The following is a 1592-nucleotide window of genomic DNA, read 5'->3' as shown; positions in this document are numbered from 1 at the left end:
GTGTGAGGCGGCATAACTTACTTCGCCCCCCTCAAACTGAAAGGCCTCGCAATACACCACTTCATACGCGTACGCGATACCGCCAAGGTTTTGTGTGGTTTCGAGGCGATACACAATGTCACCGACCAAAGGATGGTCGGTGTTGTTTTGCTCTTCTTTAACGACTGGCAATTCAAAACGGGTCGTGACCCAGGCGTAATCTTCTTCACCATGATGATTGTCACGAGCTGCCACGGCTAAGTAAGTGGTTTGGTCGATTTCTTCTGGCGCACCTTGTACAACGATTTGGCCTTGGTTGAGCACCTGAAGACCATTGGCGTTTTCTAACCAGATCCGAGTTGTGAGCAGGTCACCATCGGGGTCTTCAAACAATTGGTTCAGACTTAACGAATTGCTGATCGGCTTGTTCTGCGTTAGCTCCCAACCATAAATGATGGTTTGCAGTTGCTGTTCGACCGATAGATTGATGATGGGTTTGCTGTTGTTCGCCGCATCAACCTTGGGTTGTGGTGTCACCGCCGTCAGATCGTAAGGGTAGTAACCATCAAACGGATCAAAAGGGTTCTCGGCGACGTTTTGTTGATCGAATGGGGTGGCATTAAGCACTGCATCTAAATCGAGAGAGCTCGAGCCATCCAACGCCGATGTTGTGAGCGCCTGCTTCACCTCAATTAACGACGTACGTTCACCATAGTGATGTTGGCTTTTTCTTTTATCGACAGGAGCGCTGTTTAAAGAGCTGGCCGCAGACGCCATGTTGCTCTCGTCACTTAACAAGTAAACACCCAATAAACCGGCGCCGATCGCGCCGATAATCCACAGTTTCTTGGTCATGATTTATGCGTGTGCCATTCTTGATTGCAGCCAGCTGCGTGAGAACTTGAGGTCTTTTTCGATCAGGCTTGCGCTGCACTCTAGCAGTTCGCTGATCTCCTGGTTCTTCATGCCCATCAAGTATTTGAGTTTTAAAGCGCTCGATTGACGTGGGTAGCGTGTGCTAAAGCTATCTAAGGCTTTGTCCATGATGATCAACTGCTCAAAGCGGTCTTCTTCGTCCTTCATCAATGTGATGTGTTGGCGTTTTTGCGCTTGGTGTGAGCGAGCGTTGTCGATCAATATTTGGCGCATGACTTTAGCTGCCATTAAGAAAAAATCACGCTTGGTGGCGATTTCACTCATGTCGCAGTTTGACATCTTTAGGTAAGCATCATGAATCAATGCGGTGGTGCTGTTGACGCTGTCTGCCAATACCATGTTGTCGGTGCCGTATTTTTCGGCGTTGCGCTCACGTTCTTGTTGGGCGATTTTACGCAGTTGCAAATAGGCGAATTGTTACAGCTCGCTTTCGGCTTGTTTATTACCAGACTGCCACTGCTGAATAATGTGGGTTAGGGCTGAAGTCGTTGCCATGGTTATACCTCCTCGCTCACTTTGACAAATTCAGAAATCGTATGCGTTTCAATATGATCAGAACCATCTCGGTTACGACTAACGTTCTGTTGGTAGCGATACAAAATGCCTTGCTCCCAGTTGGCTCCCGCCGGTAAGTATTCCCAAGTGGTGTAGTTGATTTCTGCTGGAGTGGTTGACCA

The 1592-nt window shown here is 48.3% G+C and carries 3 pseudogenes; all 3 read right to left on the bottom strand.

Annotated elements, in window-relative coordinates:
• Nucleotides 1-834: pseudogene (locus tag R7127_RS26085) on the bottom strand (hypothetical protein); the annotation flags it as partial.
• 3 nt (nt 835-837) lie between these two features.
• Nucleotides 838-1410, bottom strand: a pseudogene (locus R7127_RS26080) (sigma-70 family RNA polymerase sigma factor).
• 2 nt (nt 1411-1412) lie between these two features.
• Nucleotides 1413-1592 (bottom strand): annotated as a pseudogene (locus R7127_RS26075) (chromosome partitioning protein ParA); the annotation flags it as partial.

The sequence above is a fragment of the Vibrio sp. 1159 genome, from assembly GCF_033340395.1.
Lineage (GTDB): Bacteria > Pseudomonadota > Gammaproteobacteria > Enterobacterales > Vibrionaceae > Vibrio > Vibrio alginolyticus.
This window is presented reverse-complemented; position numbering and strand designations above follow the sequence as displayed.